This window comes from Legionella gresilensis (assembly GCF_900639865.1).
GTDB classification, from domain to species: Bacteria; Pseudomonadota; Gammaproteobacteria; order Legionellales; family Legionellaceae; genus Legionella_C; species Legionella_C gresilensis.
This window is the reverse complement of record NZ_CAAAHX010000014.1, coordinates 32,185-49,049: the sequence shown is the minus strand read 5'-3', so window position 1 is coordinate 49,049 and position 16,865 is coordinate 32,185. Positions and strand designations below refer to the sequence as shown.

Genomic DNA, 16,865 nt, shown 5'->3' with positions numbered 1-16,865 from the left:
AAATTCAATTTATAAACATAGGACTTTATTCTTCTAAACCCTAACCTGACACTTTAATAGTATTAAACACCTTAAACAGTAAATTTTGACATAAATGGGGTCGATACCCCATATATTAAACATTAACATCCCTATTGGAGTTGAAGTATCAATTTTATTATCAAGTGACTCAAAGTTAATACCGCGTTCTTTAAAATCTAGTATCATTTCAGCATGCTTAATCATTCGCCTACCTAGTCTATCAAAGCGTACAACACCGACAGTATCTCCCTTACGTAATTTTTCGAGTAAGCAATTTAACTCTTGGCGATCATTTTTAGCGCCACTAGCTTTTTCACTAAAAATTTCATCACATCCTGCTTCTTTAAGTTTTTGGATCTGAATATCTAGGCTTTGATAATTTGTTGAGACGCGAGTATAACCGAATTTCATTTAGCATCCTTTGCATGAATTTTGTCCCACAAACCTAAATATCATTTCGTTTCGAGACAATTAGTTTTGGGAGTATTTTTGGAACACTATTTTGATAGTTAATTTGCATAAATTCAAAAGGGCAGGTCGGTGTCCCAAAAACACATCTTATATAAATAGACAGAGCTATCTCACCATAGGAGAATGATAAATAAACTCGATTTCGTTACCTGATGGATCAAAAACACTAAAAGATTTAGTTCCTATACCAAATGTTTCTGGAGGGCTTTGGAGGTCAACATGGTATGATTTACAGTGTTCATACCACTGATCAACTTGCTCTGGCGACTCACATGCAAACCCGAAATGCTCTAGCCTTTGTTCTGGATGAAAGTTAATTGCACCTTTTTCGTGAAGTGAGATATTATCTTTTCCTGAAGTAAAATAAGCATAATTTTCGGTTTGAAGCTCTAATTTCATACCAATAATTCTTTGATAAAAATCAATACATTGTTTAAGATTGTTTACTCTTAAAGCAATATGTCTTAGCCCGAGGTGTTTTGGGAACATAATTTAATAATTTGTATTGATATATTAATGTTCATAGTAATACATTAACTATGTTAAATGTACTTTACATATATAAATAATGGTCTTCAGTGGTTACTGGTTCAATCTCAAAATCAAAATTTGATTAAATGAGTATATTGGCAACTTTCCCAAAAATACATAATAGCAGAAATTAACTATTGAGAGCTTTCATTACAGCTTTGGGATCTTTGGCAATCACTGTTAAGTATGCACGGGCAGGACCTTCTGGGTGACGCTCACCACGTTCCCATTTTTCAAGTGTACGTATGCTAAAACCAAAGGTATCTGCAAACTCTTGTCTAGTCATATGTAGATTATCTCTAATTACAACAACATTTACTCCATCAGGAATTTTTACAGCATGAGTTCTGACGTTAGATTGATTACCTTTGGCATATTCCAAGGCTTCAGCGGCTCCTTGAAGTATACTTTTACCTAGATCAGTCATTATTATCGCTCCTATAAATATCGACCAGCTGTTTTACTACCATTTTTAATGCATTTCGCTCGCTTTGAGAAATATTCTCTCTTGTAGCTTTCGAATAAGCAGTAAACAAAAAAAGTGGCATATTATCGTTATGGTAAAAATAAATTACTCGTGAGCCACCGCTTTTACCTTTGGCAGGATCGCTAGCCCATCTCACTTTTCTAACGCCACCTGTACCAGTTATTAAATCGCCTGAGCATGGGCTAGCTGCAATATAGTCTATAAACTCACGTCTAGTCTCATCAGACATAAACTTGCTTGCCTGTTTAATAAACTCAGCTGTTTCAACAACGGTTATTAATTTATTAATATCGTTCATTAACTAATAATAACCCCGTTGGGGCTAATTGTCAACCCCATTGGGGATAAAGAGTATTTTTTAAAAGTGTCCCAAAAACACAAGAGATGGGCTATAGAAGATTAGACTACACTGCTGTAATTCTTTACAATAAAGATGTTTTTATTTTCTTGGTTATAAATTATGTTTGCCGTTATTTATCGAGGCTATATACCGCCTGAGAATGAAGAAGAATATAAAAAATTATGGAAAGTTATTGCTACTTACTTCATTGAGAAGAGGGGAGCAATAGGGTCTCGCTTACATAAAGCTTATAATGGCGATTTTCTAGCTTATTCATGCTGGCCAGATAAGGAAACTCGTGATAAATCTTGGCCAGGAGAAGATGCGCCAAATGAAATCCTTCCACAAGAAATAAGAGAAGCTATTATACAAATTAGATCTCTTTCCCCATATCCGTTTGAAGAAATTCCTTTGGATGTTCTGGAAGATAAGTTATTCGCTAATAAATACTGAAATTTCGCTAGGTGACCAATATCAAATGCTATTGACCTCACCTTCCCAGAAAGGGAATGTCCCAAAAACACATAATAAAGAATAGCCGTTATTGTCATTTTATGAAGTAAAAGCCAACTCGTGCTTTTGAGGGACTACTGAGATAAAACTTATTGAAGTGTATTATGTCGGAACGAGCGTAGAGAAAGATTGTGGATATAATAGCTGTCTTGAAACAGCTATTTCAAGACAGTACCTTTTACATCTTACATCGTTCTTTTGAATATTGGTTATTACCATGGTTGAGTTTTGAAAGGTGATGGATTAAATATTTCTTGTTTTTTATTATTGTTTTCAATTTTCTCCCTTGTTGTAGAAGGGAAAGATTTAGATTCCATTGAAGGTGAATGATGAGCAAGCCCTTGATCACTGGTAGCTTTTTCTTGTGCTATTGGCACTAAACTATTTGCTAACCGCTGGGTAAATGCATCATATAGGATTAATGTTGGCGCGCTAATTCGAAGAGAGAGTATATTACTTTCATCTTGAGTAATGTGTACATGGTCATTAGTAAGATGATTTTCCTCTTTAAACTTATTGAAATCTTTTAAAATTGCCTCAATAAATTTTTTTAATTCTTTCTTTTGTTCTCCAGTTAATGAATTAGGCTCACAAAGTAATTTAACAGTAAGCGTCATTGATGCGCGATCACTGTCAATCAGCAATCGTCCTTGTGCAATCAACGATTCAATTATTTCCGGATTAAAAAATTTTTCCTCTAATGACTCTAAATCAAATTTGCTCCCCAATTCATTCTCAGTCTCAACTACCTTGCGTAGTTTAGATAGAGCGTTATCTTGATAAGAACTTACTTTTTCTTCAGATTTCTTATCAGTGATAGTACTATCACCTCTACTGCTACCACCTCCATGTCCAGAACAAAGGCGCTTAGGTGCGATTTCTTTAAAACATACTGGACAGCGCGTTTTTGCAGTTTCTTCAGCAAGCGCTTTTTTTTCTTCTTCTTTTTTAAATTGTTGTAAAGCAAATGCTATAGAAGAGATTTTTGGCTCGCCTGCCGTAATAGATTCCGAAATAGGCTGACGTATTTCTTTAGCTTTTTTCATGAGAATACTCCAGTTCAAGTTCATAATGATTTAATTCAAAAAAGATTAACTTAGCTTTTATTATACCGAGTTAAAAAAAGCCAATTGTATATAAAATGTACATAAATACTGTGTGTTTGCTTATATCGTTATAGGTATGTAACACTTAACTGAAACAGCATTTCAAATTAATTTGTTTCGATGTTTTTCTTATTTTACAGAGGCTTAGGCAGAGCGAATGAAAGATAGATCAATATTGCTTGTAGAAGATAACGTTAAGCTAGCAAATTACTTCAAAGAAAGCCTAGAAGAAGCTGGTTACGAGGTATCTATTGAAAAACGTGGTGATAGAGCTGTCTATCGCATTATTCGTGAGCAACCTAGCCTAGTCATATTAGATATAATGCTCCCCGGGATGAATGGCGATCAAATATGTCACACCATTAGAGAGGACTATTTGGGGAAAATACTTATGTTGACTGCAGTTAATGATATTGAAAGTGAAGTATCCTCTTTAAACTTAGGAGCTGATGACTACCTAACTAAACCTGTTGCAAACGAGGTTTTAAAAGCAAGAATAGCAGCTTTGTTACGTCGGCCTAATTTAATTAATAATCAAAATCAATTTCAATTTGGTAATTTCTCTATTAATTTTAGTACTAAGAATGTTTATCTCTTTGGTGAGGAAATTTCAATAAGTACCAGTGATTTTGAAGTTCTTGCTTTACTGGTTAAGAATCATGATAGATTACTTAGTAGAGATAGCATTATGTATGCTCTGTCTGGACATGAATATGATGGGGTCGACAGGAGTATCGATTTAAAAATATCACGGCTGAGAAAAGCATTAAATGATAATAGTAAAGATCCTTACCGTATAAAAACAATCCATAAAAAAGGATATATATTTGTATCTGATGCTTGGAAATAGACATAGGCCACGGCCAGCAATTTTATGCAGGACTTACAAAAAAGCCTCAATTTTAAAAAACTCTTTTGTCTAGATCTTGATGCTTTTTATAAGCACTGTTATGAGAGCTTCATGTAATATCACAAATCAATAAGTAAATCCCTCAACAAAATTATTATTTTATAATGATAACAAATGTACAATTTATATACATCTGAGTTAGGTATTTTTGATAAGATCAACCTATAAAGTAATATTATCGAGTTGAGCTATGAAAGATGCCGCAATACAAATCTTAATATATAAACCAGATCCAGATCGTCCGGTGCCTGAAATGCAAAGAGGTGTGGTAGTAAACCCTCACCTAAGACAACGGTTTATGCAATTTGTGCCGATTGGTGTTTATTTAGAAGGTTCCGATTTGAGGTATTATTTTTTCGATGAGTGTGATAAATCCCCCAAAATCTATAATAACTTGGATGCACTCAAAGCAGACTTACCAAAGGGATCAGACAATACAACTATATTCGAAAAAAACCCAAAATTATTTATTATGGGGCATGCCAATGGTGGCTATTATGGTTTGGGTAATTGCCATGGCCCAAGTGAGCATTTATATGAGGAAAATTTTGATAAATTATTATTCTCCTTTAAACAAGCGTTACCCAAACATCAGGGCGAAGTTTTTGTAACCTTAGAAGGCTGCAATACAGACAGTCAGCTTGATGCTGCAGCCAACCAACAGGAAAAAACGTTCTTAGAAAGGGTATCTGTGAATCATCCAGAAATCACGTTTGGTGGGACTGGCCCATGGGACGCTCAAGATGCTCAGACTGGCTTTCGCTCACTTACGCCAGAAGCGCCTATCACATCAATGGGAGGAAATATTTGGAAGGCTGGAAACCATGTTATTTTCTATCATGGTCAATATCAAGTTGCCTTTCGAAAAACTTTATTTGCTTCAACAAAAACGGCTAAAGAATTAAAAGTTAATACCATAGATTATGCACGTGCAGTATTAGGGAAAGACCATGAGGAACTAATAGCGAAAATAGCTTTAAGTCGAGATATTTTAACGATTCAAGATTTAAAAAAAATGAAGGTTTTTTCAAAATTGCGACTTCAAGAAGAGAATATTTCAAAGTTTCTTGAAAAGGAAGAGCAAATTTTAGGACAAGAACAAGAAAATTATTTAATACGTGTCCGCGATATTTTACATCGAGCAAACCCCATAGAACAATTGACGGATAGAGACGTACTAGAAATTCTCTTAGGGTTAAAAGAACCAACTATATTTAAAGGCCATGAAGACTTGCTAGAATCAATTTTAGCTAATAAAGCCTTATTACAGCTAGCAATTGTAAGTTGTGGGAAAGTCCTTATCGGAGGCCCAAGCAATGATAGTGTCATTGATTTACTACTAAAACATGGTGCCAATATTAATAGCACTGATAAAAAAGGCATGACAGCTTTGCACTATGCGGTACAGAATTTTTATAATTATAGGAAAGAGCCGCTACATCTCATTAAAAAGTTATTAGAGTGTGGTGCTAGTCTTGCAGTGCAAAACAAGAAAGGGCAGACCCCTATCGAGACAGCACAAGAACATAGTAAAGATAGAAGGGTGAGTGCTAGTGATAAACTTCTGGCATCTTTGAAACATGGCAATTCATCAATAACCCCTTTAGAACTAAAGCAAGCCGTTAAGCAACTATTTCAGATGAGTCAACACAAGGCTGATGAGTTACTATCATTACCTATTGAAAAGCGTGAATATAGCAGATGTAGTGAGGGCACTCTTTATATTCCAGAAGATGTAGTGGAAAAATTGCATGGCGTCTTGCAATCTGCAAAGAGCAATAATGAACTATTGTTGGCATTTGAATCAGAGCTTAGTACAGTTACTATGGCTCTTGAAAGAGGCCTTAAAACTGGAGAAGTAATTGATAGTGAAGATGAATGTATCCCTAAACGTTTTGTTGATGCAAAAATCAAGCTAGCAGCGGTTATGGACTCACTGATTGAGCTGAAAAAAGAGGCACCCACTTCAAAAGATGCTGAAGTTAAAGATATATTTCCAAACCTTTAGAGTCATAAGGTGTGTCCTGAAAGGAAAATGTAATTCTTAGGGTTGGTTGCTACTCATAAGGATATCGTGGAAGTACTATTGTGAATCTAGCACCTTTTAATATTGGCGATTGTGTAGCCATGATTTTTCCTTCATGGAGATGAACAACTTTCTTAACAATAGCTAATCCTAACCCAATATGTTTACCTTCAACGTCGGCTTCTTCAGCAATTGCATATTCAGAAAAAATGTCATCTGCACTATCTTCCGGCAAACCTGAGCCATCATCATCTACATGAATTAAAATATGGCCATTATCCAGCGAAATGGCTAAAGAAATATAGCGCACTGCAAATTTCATAGCATTTGTTATTAAATTAGTGACAGCATGTTTTAGAATATTTTCGTCTATGTATGCTGGCAAGGAATTTAACTCATTTGTATGAAATCTAATTTCAAATAGTGATGAATAATAGGGCTCTAGTAATTTTCGTAACCAAAATACTATATCTATCTTGGACTTTTTTAATTTTAATTCGCTTGAATGCATTTTTGAGTAAATCAAAAAAGTGCTGACAATATGATTTATGTCTGCAATATCTTCTTGTATGCTATTCACTTGATTATTGAGTAATATATCTTTAGCGTTTTTTCTTTTGATACTATCCGTTGCCATTTGTATGGTTGACAGAGGCGTTCTAATTTCATGTGCAACAAATCGGCACATTTGTTTATGTGATTCAATCAGCTCTTTTAATCGCTTACCCATATGAATGATGTTTATATAAAGTCCATACAAAACAGAGGTAGTGCTTATTTTCTGATTAAAGACAAAATTCCCTTGACTAAAATTCTGCGTTATCTGATATACCTTTTTCATATTCCTCACAAAAAGTAGTGAAAAAAATGCAATAAGACAAAGGGATAAGAAAAAGAAAGCCAATATAAAATAATACATAACATCACTGATTCTCGCCATAACTGGAAGATAGCTGAGTGGACCAATTTTGAGTATTCCATCACTAAAACTATGATAGAGGGTAACAATTTGTGACGAATTTTTATTTGTTTCAAATATTAGAGGCTTTGTTGATAAAGAATAAATGATATGAGCTGGCAAGCTTTTACTCTTGGCATCATAAACATGAATTGGGAAGCCATATATTTTTTCTAGCTTTAATGTTTCTTCATTCCAAGTATTATTTGGCTTCAATAACAAATAATTAACTATTTGGTTTAAAGCAGGGCTCATATAATGAAAAATAAATTGGCTTGGATCTGAAAAATAATAAACTAATACGTATGGGAAATTACCAACTTTTTTATATGCTGTATGTTCTACAATGACCTCGTTGAGAAATTGATAGGTGTTACCGGATAGAAAAATTATCTCGCCATTATTTAATTGGTTATTTTGCGTCGAGGTAAGCTTTAGACTATTGATTGATATAAGATGAACAATATTATCTGTCTTTTTCTTTATTATCGCATCCCAGTTGGATTTTGGGTTATTAATTAATTCATTTTCTAAACTAATTAAAAGTCCTTGTGACATTGTTTTCCCTGCATTAATAACTATTTCTGTCTCCACTGACTTTAAATAGTTAAAAAATACCAAACCAAAAATTAAAAAAATTATAAAGAACGCAGTCAAAACTTTAATATAGATATTAAATTTCATTACCATGCACTCTAAATAAATAGATACCTGCCACAAGAAAAGCTTTCATTTTATGTTACTCTTTATAAAAGAAATTCTAAATTCCTCCTAAGAATTGCAATTATTGGATCTATCTTTGAATCAATACCAGCATAGGCGCTGATGCAATCAGTTATGTTGTTTATCAATCATGACATATTGATAAGTTGCAATGCAAAATTAAAGTTTGCTATCTCACCCAGACATGTCCCTAAGTTCATCATTTCAGGATATCATTTAACAAGATATGATAACTTTTTACTGAAGCTTAAAAGGCTTAAATAAGATGAAAATCTTTTCAGAAATAAACACACCCAGGTTCGTTATTCGGCCAATGCAATTAATAGATGCTATTCCTTATTTTGAAGCTGAGCAGGCTTCTCTTAAAGAGCTTGCTCCTCACTGGAGTTGGGCCAAAGCAGATAAATCGACTAATGATATTCAAATATTTATTGAAGAATCCATGCAAGTTAATGAAATGGAAAATCCTCCTGAGATGTATTTTTCTATATTTTCAAGAGAAGACTATAAATTTCTAGGCACAATATGGCTTTTTGAAATTAATTGGTTTGTGCCTCATTTTGAAATTGCTTATTGGCTAGATACTAGAGAAACAGGTCATGGCTATATGAGCGAAGCTGTTAATGCTTTAACAAGAGCATGTTTTATTTTATATGGTGCCAAGCGTATTCAAATAAAAATAGCCACCTATAATCAAAAAAGTAATGCACTTGCAAAAAAACTAGGATTTCAACTTGAAGGCGAGATGAGAAATTTTTTTATTAATTTTACCACCCAGCAAATAAGCAATGGAAATTTATATTCGTGTATTAATCTAGAAGTGCTCCCAGAATTGGATATAAAAATTACCTGATTTTTAAAGGATATAATTAAGCTCCAATTTAATAGTAGGCTAATATTTTATAGGAGAGGAGGAGATATAACCTCTAGTACTGATTCCAACTTTGGCGTTAAGTCTGATTACTGCGATAATCAGACCTAATCAAATTTTATTTATAGCAAATCCAATTCAATTTTCATCTTAATTTATCTTAAATTTAATTTATTCCACGTATACTTTACAGTGACAGGACTTTCTAACCGAGGTCTAGCTAAATTTCAGTGCTTAGTGAGGACCTCTAGCTAACGCCACTTTTGTAAGCCTCTGACTAATGTCTTAGAATAAATTCTTGTAGATTTTAGTTAAAATATAACCTTCTTACTCTTTGTTTATTAGAATTTCGGTCCAATACGTACAGCTTGTCTTGTCATTGATAGCCTTTGTAAATATCTGAAGAATCACTAAATGATCTAAGCTTGTGTACCTATTGATTGATTCAATGTCTTTAATAGTTGATAGAACAATTTGCTCAAGTTTTTCGCTCTGTAACAGCGTCTAAATAAACTGTACCATTTTTATGATTAAACAGCGCATCATTCCTTGACTAAAATTCTTTATTCCTTTTTAAATATAATCGAAGAAACTTCTTTAGATGACAGCCTTTATTTACAGCCTAAAAAGAAAATTAAATATACATTTAAATAAAGTTGTATTTAAAATACATCTTTAATATAATACCTCTGTATTTCGTATACAGGGGCCTAATATGCCAGTAATTCACAGACCTGCTAAAACTGCCAGTGATAAAATTGCTTTTGCTCTAGTAAAATTTTTTCGATTTTTTGCTGATACCTTTTTTCAGAAACGCTATGGTAACCGCGCCATTGTACTTGAAACAGTCGCTGCGGTACCGGGTATGGTAGGAGCAGCTTTACTCCATTTACGTTGTCTCAGAAAAATTAAGAACGATGAGGGCTGGATTAAAACGTTATTGGATGAGGCAGAAAATGAAAGGATGCATCTAATTACCTTTATGTATATTGCCAAACCTAATTGGTTTGAACGATTTATTATTTTTACAGCACAAGCTATTTTTGTGGTTTTATACCTCTTTATGTATGTTGTTTCATCAAAAACTGCTCATCGTTTTGTGGGCTACCTTGAGGAAGAAGCTGTCGTTAGTTATACCCATTATTTAGAAGAATTAGATAAAGGGCACATTGAAAATAGTCCCGCACCTGAAATTGCTAAAAATTATTGGGGACTTGCTTCAGATGCACGCTTACGTGATGTACTTTTAGTTGTTCGTGAGGATGAGGCTCAGCATCGCGATGTAAATCATCAATTAGCTGACAAACTTGCAAAGGATCGTACTCTTTTAACTAAACTTGAATCAGAAAATAGATAATAAAACCAACTAAAAAATAATTGCAGATTATTAATAATAAAGAATTGTAAGGTACATCATAGTAGCAAAATATAATAAGCTAGTGTGCTATAAAAAAATAGAAATCAACAGCCATGGGAAATTGAAATCTTTCCTAGATAAACACAGTACTCAAGAGGGAACTTGGGGCTTGTTTTCTTTGGCAGAAGGAGAAATTGATTTCGTTTTCTTGGATGGTCAGGGCCAAGAATTGTTACCCAATCGAATCAATCGTGAGCATTATCAATTATTTATCCCTTCCGCATCATGGCATAAAATCATTCCCATTCATGATTTAAATCTGCCTTCGGCTCTTAAGCCAGCACATTTTAATCTAGTCATCTAAACGCTCACCTTGCAATTTCTAAATGCACGACGAATGAGCTGAACTTCAAAATTAACATAGAAAAATGGCTATCAATTTCTGGTTTGTCTTATTTGATCAGTACCCTACCCTTTTCCAAATTTCTTTACTTTTCTACCACAAAAAGAGGAGCTTTATCATGTTTATTAAGATAGAGGATTATCTATCCTCTAATATGAAGAATCGGTAAGTAATCTTCATAAGTAAAAATGAATTAGGAAAGCCAATCATAAGTTTGTCTAGTCCCTTACTTGCGCAAAAATCCTTTAATGAGTTGTCTATTGTTGGAAACTAGTTGTCCTTTTATTTTAAATGCATTCAAATTCTTGTGCTTTAATTTTTTTAATTTATCATTTGACGCTCAATAAAACAGACAATTCACTTTTGTTATACAGAACATCAGCCAGCGTGTATCGTTTTAAAATACCCATAAAGGTAGCTTGAGCTTCGTGTAATATGCCCTTTAATTTACATACGGGTGCAATACAGCAGTTAGCCTTGAGTTTATTAAAACATGGTACTAAATCAAAATGAGGTTCCAATTGGCTAATCAATTGTCCTAGATTAATTGTTTCAGGTTGGGTTGCCATTAAAATACCTCCATTCTTGCCGCGAGTAGTTTTAATCAATCCAAGCTTGGATAGATTATGGATGATTTTAATCATGTGATTATTTGAAATACCATAAGTCTCAGTAATGTCTTTAATTGTGCATGACTCTTTTCTAAGGGCGATATAAATTAATGCCCGTAATGAGTAATCTGTAAACTGTGTAAGCTGCATAATCAATTCCTAATTGTTAATTGACTTTAATACTTTCTTTTTATAAGATGCATTTAAAATATATCTTTATGGAGTATATCATGTCTGAAACATTATTTGAGCGATTAGGTGGGCAAAATGCCGTTAATACCAGTGTTGATATCTTCTATCGCAAAATGTTAACAGACGATAGAGTAAGACATTTTTTTGATGATGTGGATATCGAAAAACAAATCATTAAACAAAAAGGTTTTTTAACCATGGTTTTTGGTGGACCCAATCGCTATGAAGGAAAAGACATGCGGGAAGGTCATCGCCACTTAATTAAACGAGGGTTAAATGATTCACATATTGAAATCGTTATTGAACACCTAGGGGAAACCTTACGAGAAATAGGTGCTAACGAGGAAGATATTCAAAAAGTAGCCTCCATCGCTAATAGCGTACGTAATGATGTATTAGATAGGTAAGACTATGCCAGAACTTCATTATAATAACCAAAGGCTTTCCTCCATGGAAAACGAATCGGTATTAGATTGTTTGTTGAGATATAATATTAGTTACCCTCACTCTTGCCGCTCTGGTATTTGCCAAGCGTGTTTAGTGAAAGCAACAGACAATAAAATAGAGCCAACCTGGCAAGAGGGGCTACCTGATACATTGAAAACCAAGGGATATTTCCTTGCTTGTCAGGCAAAGCCTACGACTGACCTTTACCTGAAGGCTCCCGCTGTTGCAGAGTGCGACCAACAAGCTCTCATCACGGAAATTACTAAGCTAACTTATAATGTTATTCGAGTAAGGCTATTAGCAGAAAATCTACAAGATTGGATACCTGGACAATATTTAAACCTCATAAATCCTCATGGTCTATCTCGCAGTTATTCCATTGCCAATATGCCAGCTAACGAAGGTTATATCGAAATTCATATCAAACTTAAGGATGATGGTGAGATGAGTCGATGGTTTCAGAAAAAAGCAGCCGTTGATACTATAGTCCAGATTCGAGGCCCCTTTGGAACGTGCTACTATATTAATCCTGACAAGGTAGCATTTGATATACTTTTAGTCGGAACAGGGACCGGGCTTGCGCCTTTATTAGCTATCGCTAAAAGTGCTTTAAGTGAGCAACATAATGGCAAGATTACTTTAATTCATGGTGGCTGTCAGGACGATGATATTTATTACGCCGAGGAATTAGAAACATTAGCATCGTGGTACCCAAATTTTGTATATATACCCTGTGTGCTGAAAACCAGTGGACGCTATCTAGAAGCTAATGTTCTTGATAAAACGCAGCATACTTTGACTAATCTCAAAAATATCCACGTTTATATTTGTGGGCCGAAAGAAATTACAAGTAAATTAAAAACAAACGTGTTTCTCGCAGGCGTTCCCTCAACAAAAATATACAGTGATTCCTTTTTTTAGTAGAAAAAACAATGTTTAAGTGTTGTAAAAACAGTCTATATTGCATATAAATTAAATTATAAGGCAATTAAAGAAGAAGGTTTTAATGGATATATTTGAGCTAATCATGCAAAGACGTGCCGTAAGACAATATTCGGATAAGGCGCTCAGTAAAGAAGATATTGAAACCATTCTTAAAGCTGGCCAATATGCGCCTAGCCCTTTAAATTCGCAGCCCTGGCATTTTACGCTAATAAAAAACAAAGACAACTTAAAACTATTGGCTGAAAAAGCCCAACATGCTTCATTTCTTTCACAAGCACAACTTTTAATTATTGTCACAGTGGGTACAAAAATTGATATAGATAATTGGTTAAAACAACATAACCAGCATCTTTACAGTGGTGCAGCTGCCATGCAAAACATGTGGTTAGCAGCATGTGCACTTAGTATTGGCTGTTGCTGGGTTACACTGGATGAAGCCTTCACCAAAGAGCAAATAGCAATCCCTGAAGGACAAGCTATTATCGGAGGGTTAGCGTTAGGGCATCATAAGGAGCCGCTCAAGGCACACACTGAACAAGACAGAAAAGCGTTACCCTTATTAATTTCCCTAGAAAAATTTAATTCTAAGGAAAACCACGGGGAAAAAGAAAGCTGTTTTACTTGTCTTAAGCTTGTTCCAAAATCAGCAGCTAATTCCTTTGAAGGTGATGATTATGTTAGGCATTTTTGTGGTGAAGAATGTTATAAAGCCTGGAAGGAACAAACTCAGAGATGGCTAAATAATGACAGATGACCACGATATTTGCCTATGAGCTATAAGGCCTAAACTATTATGCAGTTATAATTACGGAAGTTAAAAAACTCATAAGCAAATAATTTATGAACCATATGGATTTGCCTTAGCTCATTGTTCGAGGCCCCTTACACCTAATCTATGACGGGAAACTAATTCTCCCTAAATAACTAGAAAATATAAGCCCGTGTTAGACGGAATAAAGATTACTTATATTCATATTCCAACACCAGATGGCTTATGCCGAATGAATAAAAATTCTATTAATCTAGGATGGCGCAATACAAGCTTTCGTAGATATACGGATTATATACAAGCACCTGAGTTTTACATTGAGCTCAAAGAGTTAAATTAGTTACTAGGTAGTAAGAGCAAGTTATTATGCGTGCTGAAACCCCACCTAAAAACTAGTTGCATTATATTTTCAATCAATGAGCCATACAAATCAGGTATTTTTCATTGGGTTCTGCATAACGCACTCGGATTTAAAGAGCTAGTATTAAAATCTCCTCGGTTAAAGGATGGATTATCGGAAAAAACTGCTCAGGAAATTACAGAAATTAATAGTTTTATTCTTTCTTAACGGTAAATTGCACTTGCAAATTGAATCCACATTTAACAAGTAGTTTTTTATAAGTCTGATAAGTGTGCTAACCAGACCTAACGTTTGACTTTGAGAAGCGATCAAATACTAAAAGTAATTAATAATCCCCAGATTAATGCAAGAATAAAACCTAATAGTAACAAATCTGGTAGCTCTTTAAATGGCTGCTTTATTCCTTTATAAGACAAGGCAACCTTAATAGGTATCAGAAAATGTTTGATACCATTATTTTTATCATTCATAAATTTAACCTTTTCTATTTTCTGCTGGCATATTTACCTTTAATGGGCCCTAAGTTCTGTAATACCATGTATTTCTACGGGCGCTCTATCAGGAAACTCAGCGATTAGTTTTAATGAGCCCCCCGCCGCTGAAATATATTTGTTCAATGTCGAAATTAACATATCTGAGCGTTTTTCTAATCGAGAAACGCCATCTTGTTTCATATGTAAGATAGCGCCTAAATCTTCCTGAGTTTTGGCCAGCGCTAAACGTAAATCGCGCAACGTCATTTCTTCAGCGATTAACTGATTAGCTCGCTTTTCAATATCATTTCTTCTCTTCTTAGGAAGAGATTTTAATTTATCATCAAGTGATTTAGCCATAATTCACCTCACTTTTTTAAATTTGATAAATGCTTATCAAATCGTTGGTCTGCCTTTTTAATTAACTCTTTATAAAATCTTTTTTCACTTCCCCCGGACTTATCTCCAGCAATAAGCAAGATAGCTTTACGCATTGGATCAAAAGCAANGCACAAAATTTATTAGGGTGAACTCAACAAGCTAATGCAAGATACATTCTTGTAAGTGATCAAATACTAAAAGTAATTAATAATCCCCAGATTAATGCAAAAATAAAACCTAATAGTAATAAATCTGGTAGTTCTCTAAATAGCTGCTTTATTCCTTTATAAGAAAAGGCAAACTTAATAGGTATCAGAAAATGTTTGATACCATTATTACTATTTTTATTATCTATAACTGGCATATTAACTTTAGTGGTTCCTAAGTTCTGTAATGCCGTGTATTTCTACAGGCGCTCTATCAGGAAACTCAGCGATTAGTTTTAATGAGCCCCCCATCGCTGAAATATATTTGTTCAATGTTGAAATTAACATATCTGAGCGTTTTTCTAATCGAGAAACGCCATCTTGTTTCATATGTAAGATAGCGCCTAAATCTTCCTGAGTTTTGGCCAGCGCTAAACGTAAATCGCGCAACGTCATTTCTTCAGCGATTAACTGATTAGCTCGCTTTTCAATATCATTTCTTCTCTTCTTAGGAAGAGATTTTAATTTATCATCAAGTGATTTAGCCATAATTCACCTCACTTTTTTAAATTTGATAAATGCTTATCAAATCGTTGGTCTGCCTTTTTAATTAACTCTTTATAAAATCTTTTTTCACTTCCCCCGGACTTATCTCCAGCAATAAGCAAGATAGCTTTACGCATTGGATCAAAAGCAAAGGCTAGCCTCCATACACCCTGATCTGCCTTAAATCGAAGTTCTTTCATATTAGCATGCTTAGAGCCCTTTAAAGTGTCCACATGAGGGCGACCCAGCTCCGGTCCAAATTTTTCTAATACCTTTAAATGGGCTAAGCACTCGTTCTGAACTATTTCGTTTAGTTCATCAAATTCATTATTGAAATCATCTTGAAATAAAATTTGCCATTTCATAAATTTCATTATGTCATTAAAAACATATGTTGTCAAATACATATTTTCTTAATGACATCCTATTATTATAATATTATTGTAAGAACCTACTTTAGTCAGAATTAGATAGATAAGTTGATCTTACTCAGATCTTATTATCTATAACTGGCATATTAACTTTAGTGGTTCCTAAGTTCTGTAATGCCGTGTATTTCTACAGGCGCTCTATCAGGAAACTCAGCGATTAGTTTTAATGAGCCCCCCGCCGCTGAAATATATTTGTTCAATGTCGAAATTAACATATCTGAGCGTTTTTCTAATCGAGAAACGCCATCTTGCTTCATATGTAAGATAGCGCCTAAATCTTCCTGAGTTTTAGAGAGCGCTAAACGTAAATCACGCAACGTCATTTCTTCAGCGATTAACTGGTTAGCTCGCTTTTCAATATCATTTCTTCTCTTCTTAGGAAGAGATTTTAATTTATCATCAAGTGATTTAGCCATAATTTACCTCACTCTTTTAAATTTGATAAATGTTTATCAAACCGTTGATCTGCCTTTTCAATTAACTCTTTATAAAATCTTTTTTCGCTTCCTCCTGACTTATCTCCAGCAATAAGCAAGATAGCTCTACGCATTGGATCAAAAGCAAGCCTCCATACACCCTGATCTGCCTTAAATCGAAGTTCTTTCATATTAGCATGCTTAGAGCCCTTTAAAGTGTCCACATGAGGGCGACCCAGCTCCGGTCCAAATTTTTCTAATACCTTTAAATGGGCTAAGCACTCGTTCTGAACTATTTCGTTTAGTTCATCAAATTCATCATTGAAATCATCTTGAAATATAATTTGCCACTTCATAAATTTTATTATGTCATTAAATACATATTTATTTAAAAACATATGTTGTCAAATACATATTTTCTTAATGACAT

General features: G+C 34.2%; 23 protein-coding genes. 9 read left to right on the top strand and 14 right to left on the bottom strand.

Going from position 1 to position 16,865, the window contains the following annotated elements; all coding sequences use genetic code 11:
* Nucleotides 1–33 precede the first annotated feature (33 nt).
* The 4 genes from E1P04_RS14780 to E1P04_RS14765 all read right to left on the bottom strand — a co-directional run bounded on the left by E1P04_RS14780 (nt 34) and on the right by E1P04_RS14765 (nt 1,808).
* The gene (locus tag E1P04_RS14780) at nt 34–432 is read right to left on the bottom strand and encodes a recombinase family protein (RefSeq protein ID WP_131783672.1); all 399 of its coding nucleotides are present in this window, start codon (nt 430–432) and stop codon (nt 34–36) included.
* Nucleotides 433–597: 165 nt separating this feature from the next.
* Nucleotides 598–981 carry a VOC family protein gene (locus tag E1P04_RS14775; RefSeq protein ID WP_131783671.1) on the bottom strand — a complete coding sequence of 128 codons (384 nt, stop codon included), beginning with the start codon at nt 979–981 and terminating at the stop codon, nt 598–600.
* A gap of 172 nt (nt 982–1,153) precedes the next feature.
* A complete protein-coding gene (locus tag E1P04_RS14770) occupies nt 1,154–1,450 on the bottom strand; it encodes a helix-turn-helix domain-containing protein (RefSeq protein WP_131783670.1) in 297 nt (98 codons plus the stop codon).
* Complete coding sequence (locus E1P04_RS14765; protein ID WP_131783669.1) at nt 1,443–1,808, bottom strand: type II toxin-antitoxin system RelE/ParE family toxin; 366 nt, start codon at nt 1,806–1,808, stop codon at nt 1,443–1,445. Before E1P04_RS14765 ends, E1P04_RS14770 begins: the two co-directional genes overlap by 8 nt.
* A 162-nt stretch (nt 1,809–1,970) precedes the next feature.
* Here E1P04_RS14765 and E1P04_RS14760 point away from each other — a divergent pair, with 162 nt between their 5' ends.
* A complete protein-coding gene (locus E1P04_RS14760; RefSeq protein WP_131783668.1) occupies nt 1,971–2,303 on the top strand; it encodes an antibiotic biosynthesis monooxygenase family protein in 333 nt (110 codons plus the stop codon).
* A 272-nt stretch (nt 2,304–2,575) separates the two neighbouring features.
* Here the strand turns inward: E1P04_RS14760 and E1P04_RS14755 are convergent, their stop codons facing one another.
* Nucleotides 2,576–3,409, bottom strand: coding sequence for a hypothetical protein (locus E1P04_RS14755; protein ID WP_131783667.1), 834 nt, complete (start codon nt 3,407–3,409; stop codon nt 2,576–2,578).
* Nucleotides 3,410–3,626: 217 nt separating this feature from the next.
* Between E1P04_RS14755 and E1P04_RS14750 the strand changes: the two genes are divergently transcribed.
* Together E1P04_RS14750 and E1P04_RS14745 are read left to right on the top strand one after the other, a co-directional pair.
* Nucleotides 3,627–4,319, top strand: a complete 693-nt coding sequence (locus E1P04_RS14750) for a response regulator (protein WP_131783666.1) — start codon at nt 3,627–3,629, stop codon at nt 4,317–4,319.
* Nucleotides 4,320–4,569: 250 nt separating this feature from the next.
* Nucleotides 4,570–6,387, top strand: a complete 1,818-nt coding sequence (locus tag E1P04_RS14745) for an ankyrin repeat domain-containing protein (protein ID WP_131783665.1) — start codon at nt 4,570–4,572, stop codon at nt 6,385–6,387.
* Between the two features lie 49 nt (nt 6,388–6,436).
* Here the strand turns inward: E1P04_RS14745 and E1P04_RS14740 are convergent, their stop codons facing one another.
* Nucleotides 6,437–8,047, bottom strand: coding sequence for a sensor histidine kinase (locus E1P04_RS14740; protein ID WP_131783664.1), 1,611 nt, complete (start codon nt 8,045–8,047; stop codon nt 6,437–6,439).
* A 304-nt stretch (nt 8,048–8,351) separates the two neighbouring features.
* Here E1P04_RS14740 and E1P04_RS14735 point away from each other — a divergent pair, with 304 nt between their 5' ends.
* The 3 genes from E1P04_RS14735 to E1P04_RS18125 all read left to right on the top strand — a co-directional run bounded on the left by E1P04_RS14735 (nt 8,352) and on the right by E1P04_RS18125 (nt 10,678).
* Nucleotides 8,352–8,939 (top strand): GNAT family N-acetyltransferase, encoded by a 588-nt coding sequence (locus E1P04_RS14735; protein ID WP_131783663.1) that lies wholly within the window; start codon nt 8,352–8,354, stop codon nt 8,937–8,939.
* A gap of 733 nt (nt 8,940–9,672) precedes the next feature.
* Complete coding sequence (locus E1P04_RS14730) at nt 9,673–10,314, top strand: alternative oxidase (RefSeq protein WP_131783662.1); 642 nt, start codon at nt 9,673–9,675, stop codon at nt 10,312–10,314.
* A 121-nt stretch (nt 10,315–10,435) separates the two neighbouring features.
* The gene (locus E1P04_RS18125; protein WP_242604484.1) at nt 10,436–10,678 is read left to right on the top strand and encodes a TehB-like domain-containing protein; all 243 of its coding nucleotides are present in this window, start codon (nt 10,436–10,438) and stop codon (nt 10,676–10,678) included.
* Between the two features lie 368 nt (nt 10,679–11,046).
* Here the strand turns inward: E1P04_RS18125 and E1P04_RS14720 are convergent, their stop codons facing one another.
* A complete protein-coding gene (locus E1P04_RS14720; protein ID WP_131783661.1) occupies nt 11,047–11,478 on the bottom strand; it encodes an Rrf2 family transcriptional regulator in 432 nt (143 codons plus the stop codon).
* An 80-nt stretch (nt 11,479–11,558) separates the two neighbouring features.
* On the opposite strand from E1P04_RS14720, the gene E1P04_RS14715 reads away from it, so the two are divergent.
* The 3 genes from E1P04_RS14715 to E1P04_RS14705 all read left to right on the top strand — a co-directional run bounded on the left by E1P04_RS14715 (nt 11,559) and on the right by E1P04_RS14705 (nt 13,666).
* On the top strand, nt 11,559–11,927 hold the full coding sequence (locus E1P04_RS14715; RefSeq protein WP_165482804.1) for a group I truncated hemoglobin: 369 nt from the start codon (nt 11,559–11,561) through the stop codon (nt 11,925–11,927).
* Nucleotides 11,928–11,931: 4 nt separating this feature from the next.
* Nucleotides 11,932–12,888 carry an FAD-binding oxidoreductase gene (locus E1P04_RS14710; protein WP_131783659.1) on the top strand — a complete coding sequence of 319 codons (957 nt, stop codon included), beginning with the start codon at nt 11,932–11,934 and terminating at the stop codon, nt 12,886–12,888.
* Nucleotides 12,889–12,973: 85 nt separating this feature from the next.
* Nucleotides 12,974–13,666, top strand: a complete 693-nt coding sequence (locus E1P04_RS14705; RefSeq protein WP_131783658.1) for a DUF3330 domain-containing protein — start codon at nt 12,974–12,976, stop codon at nt 13,664–13,666.
* 684 nt (nt 13,667–14,350) lie between these two features.
* On the opposite strand, the gene E1P04_RS17720 is transcribed toward E1P04_RS14705, so the two are convergent.
* The 7 genes from E1P04_RS17720 to E1P04_RS14675 all read right to left on the bottom strand — a co-directional run bounded on the left by E1P04_RS17720 (nt 14,351) and on the right by E1P04_RS14675 (nt 16,791).
* Nucleotides 14,351–14,512 carry a hypothetical protein gene (locus E1P04_RS17720; protein WP_165482803.1) on the bottom strand — a complete coding sequence of 54 codons (162 nt, stop codon included), beginning with the start codon at nt 14,510–14,512 and terminating at the stop codon, nt 14,351–14,353.
* Nucleotides 14,513–14,551: 39 nt separating this feature from the next.
* A complete protein-coding gene (locus E1P04_RS14700) occupies nt 14,552–14,875 on the bottom strand; it encodes a transcriptional regulator (protein WP_131783657.1) in 324 nt (107 codons plus the stop codon).
* A 208-nt stretch (nt 14,876–15,083) separates the two neighbouring features.
* A complete protein-coding gene (locus tag E1P04_RS17915) occupies nt 15,084–15,260 on the bottom strand; it encodes a hypothetical protein (protein WP_207386039.1) in 177 nt (58 codons plus the stop codon).
* Nucleotides 15,261–15,267: 7 nt separating this feature from the next.
* Nucleotides 15,268–15,591, bottom strand: coding sequence for a helix-turn-helix domain-containing protein (locus tag E1P04_RS14690; RefSeq protein ID WP_131783655.1), 324 nt, complete (start codon nt 15,589–15,591; stop codon nt 15,268–15,270).
* 8 nt (nt 15,592–15,599) lie between these two features.
* The gene (locus tag E1P04_RS14685; protein WP_115332986.1) at nt 15,600–15,953 is read right to left on the bottom strand and encodes a type II toxin-antitoxin system RelE/ParE family toxin; all 354 of its coding nucleotides are present in this window, start codon (nt 15,951–15,953) and stop codon (nt 15,600–15,602) included.
* Between the two features lie 158 nt (nt 15,954–16,111).
* Complete coding sequence (locus E1P04_RS14680) at nt 16,112–16,435, bottom strand: transcriptional regulator (protein ID WP_131783654.1); 324 nt, start codon at nt 16,433–16,435, stop codon at nt 16,112–16,114.
* Between the two features lie 8 nt (nt 16,436–16,443).
* Nucleotides 16,444–16,791, bottom strand: coding sequence for a type II toxin-antitoxin system RelE/ParE family toxin (locus E1P04_RS14675; protein WP_131783653.1), 348 nt, complete (start codon nt 16,789–16,791; stop codon nt 16,444–16,446).
* Nucleotides 16,792–16,865: the final 74 nt, after the last annotated feature.

Bases quoted from the DNA above. Each gene is read 5' to 3' on its own strand.
- E1P04_RS14780 (WP_131783672.1), bottom strand. From the start codon at position 432: ATGAAATTCGGTTATACTCGCGTCTCAACAAATTATCAAAGCCTAGAT.
- E1P04_RS14775 (WP_131783671.1), bottom strand. From the start codon at position 981: ATGTTCCCAAAACACCTCGGGCTAAGACATATTGCTTTAAGAGTAAAC.
- E1P04_RS14770 (WP_131783670.1), bottom strand. From the start codon at position 1,450: ATGACTGATCTAGGTAAAAGTATACTTCAAGGAGCCGCTGAAGCCTTG.
- E1P04_RS14765 (WP_131783669.1), bottom strand. From the start codon at position 1,808: ATGAACGATATTAATAAATTAATAACCGTTGTTGAAACAGCTGAGTTT.
- E1P04_RS14760 (WP_131783668.1), top strand. From the start codon at position 1,971: ATGTTTGCCGTTATTTATCGAGGCTATATACCGCCTGAGAATGAAGAA.
- E1P04_RS14755 (WP_131783667.1), bottom strand. From the start codon at position 3,409: ATGAAAAAAGCTAAAGAAATACGTCAGCCTATTTCGGAATCTATTACG.
- E1P04_RS14750 (WP_131783666.1), top strand. From the start codon at position 3,627: ATGAAAGATAGATCAATATTGCTTGTAGAAGATAACGTTAAGCTAGCA.
- E1P04_RS14745 (WP_131783665.1), top strand. From the start codon at position 4,570: ATGAAAGATGCCGCAATACAAATCTTAATATATAAACCAGATCCAGAT.
- E1P04_RS14740 (WP_131783664.1), bottom strand. From the start codon at position 8,047: ATGAAATTTAATATCTATATTAAAGTTTTGACTGCGTTCTTTATAATT.
- E1P04_RS14735 (WP_131783663.1), top strand. From the start codon at position 8,352: ATGAAAATCTTTTCAGAAATAAACACACCCAGGTTCGTTATTCGGCCA.
- E1P04_RS14730 (WP_131783662.1), top strand. From the start codon at position 9,673: ATGCCAGTAATTCACAGACCTGCTAAAACTGCCAGTGATAAAATTGCT.
- E1P04_RS14720 (WP_131783661.1), bottom strand. From the start codon at position 11,478: ATGCAGCTTACACAGTTTACAGATTACTCATTACGGGCATTAATTTAT.
- E1P04_RS14715 (WP_165482804.1), top strand. From the start codon at position 11,559: ATGTCTGAAACATTATTTGAGCGATTAGGTGGGCAAAATGCCGTTAAT.
- E1P04_RS14710 (WP_131783659.1), top strand. From the start codon at position 11,932: ATGCCAGAACTTCATTATAATAACCAAAGGCTTTCCTCCATGGAAAAC.
- E1P04_RS14705 (WP_131783658.1), top strand. From the start codon at position 12,974: ATGGATATATTTGAGCTAATCATGCAAAGACGTGCCGTAAGACAATAT.
- E1P04_RS17720 (WP_165482803.1), bottom strand. From the start codon at position 14,512: ATGAATGATAAAAATAATGGTATCAAACATTTTCTGATACCTATTAAG.
- E1P04_RS14700 (WP_131783657.1), bottom strand. From the start codon at position 14,875: ATGGCTAAATCACTTGATGATAAATTAAAATCTCTTCCTAAGAAGAGA.
- E1P04_RS17915 (WP_207386039.1), bottom strand. From the start codon at position 15,260: ATGCCAGTTATAGATAATAAAAATAGTAATAATGGTATCAAACATTTT.
- E1P04_RS14690 (WP_131783655.1), bottom strand. From the start codon at position 15,591: ATGGCTAAATCACTTGATGATAAATTAAAATCTCTTCCTAAGAAGAGA.
- E1P04_RS14685 (WP_115332986.1), bottom strand. From the start codon at position 15,953: ATGAAATGGCAAATTTTATTTCAAGATGATTTCAATAATGAATTTGAT.
- E1P04_RS14680 (WP_131783654.1), bottom strand. From the start codon at position 16,435: ATGGCTAAATCACTTGATGATAAATTAAAATCTCTTCCTAAGAAGAGA.
- E1P04_RS14675 (WP_131783653.1), bottom strand. From the start codon at position 16,791: ATGAAGTGGCAAATTATATTTCAAGATGATTTCAATGATGAATTTGAT.